The sequence below is a fragment of the Streptomyces katrae genome, assembly GCF_000966975.1.
Classification (GTDB): Bacteria; Actinomycetota; Actinomycetes; order Streptomycetales; family Streptomycetaceae; genus Streptomyces; species Streptomyces katrae.
This window is the reverse complement of record NZ_JZWV01001680.1, coordinates 1-881: the sequence shown is the minus strand read 5'-3', so window position 1 is coordinate 881 and position 881 is coordinate 1. Positions and strand designations below refer to the sequence as shown.

Annotated in this window: 2 protein-coding genes; one reads left to right on the top strand and one right to left on the bottom strand. The window is 72.1% G+C overall.

The annotated features are described in order from the left end of the window. Positions 1-312, top strand: a 312-nt coding sequence (locus tag VR44_RS48700) for a GNAT family N-acetyltransferase (protein ID WP_045952618.1), incomplete at its 5' end; no start/stop codon positions are given. An 86-nt stretch (positions 313-398) separates the two neighbouring features. Here VR44_RS48700 and VR44_RS40045 read toward each other — a convergent pair. Further along, positions 399-713, bottom strand: coding sequence for a hypothetical protein (locus VR44_RS40045; RefSeq protein WP_245692920.1), 315 nt, complete (start codon positions 711-713; stop codon positions 399-401). Positions 714-881: the final 168 nt, after the last annotated feature.

The following is an 881-nucleotide window of genomic DNA, read 5'->3' as shown; positions in this document are numbered from 1 at the left end:
GCCGCCGACGAGATGATCGGCCTCATCGCCCTGCGCCGCCGCTCGCCCCTCATGGGCACCATCAGCTACATCCTGCGCGAGGACACCTGGGGCAACGGCTACGCCACCGACGCCGCCCAGCAGGTCGTCGCCTTCGCCTTCACCACCACCGGCCTGGACCGAGTGGAAGCCATGCACCACCCCGACAACCCGGCCTCCGGCCGCGTCCTGGCCAAGGCCGGCTTCACCCGCACCGGCACCACCGACCAGCCCGCCGGCGACGGGTCCGCCGTGCCGTACGAGACGTACGCAATCCGACACCAGACGAGCTGAGGCACCAGGAGAGGCGCGCACCGGGAGGGGGCTTGCCCGTGTCCGGGGCTGGCGGCGCCGTGACGGCTGGCCCCGGCTCGGGCGGGTCAGCGGCTCCTGATGGTGCCGCGGACGAGGGCGTAGGGCATCACGCAGAAGGCGCCGAGGTTGGTGGCGACGATCAGGGTGAGGAACAGCCAGTAGGCGAAGCCGTGGCCGTTGGACGAGGCGAGGAGCCACCCGTACGTGAGGGCGGTGAGGATGCCGGTGAGGGCGAGTCCGGCCGCCCAGCCCGTCTTGCTCAGCCCGAAGCCGAGGCCGATGTAGGCCCAGAACAGGGCGGGGCCAGCCACCGCCGCGATGGCCAGGAACACAGGGAAGTCGATGGCCCGGCCGCTCATGTAGTCCGTGAGCTCAGGCACCGAGATGAAGGTCATTAAGCCGATGGAGGCGACGGAGCTGACGACGACGGTGGTGAGTCCGCCCCCTGGTGGACTGGCGGGCCGTGCGCACCACCAGGGCGGGCCGGCGCTCCCCGCTCGCCGCCCTCGACCCTGCGGCCGAGGGAGAGGACCGTGTGCTGCTGGCGG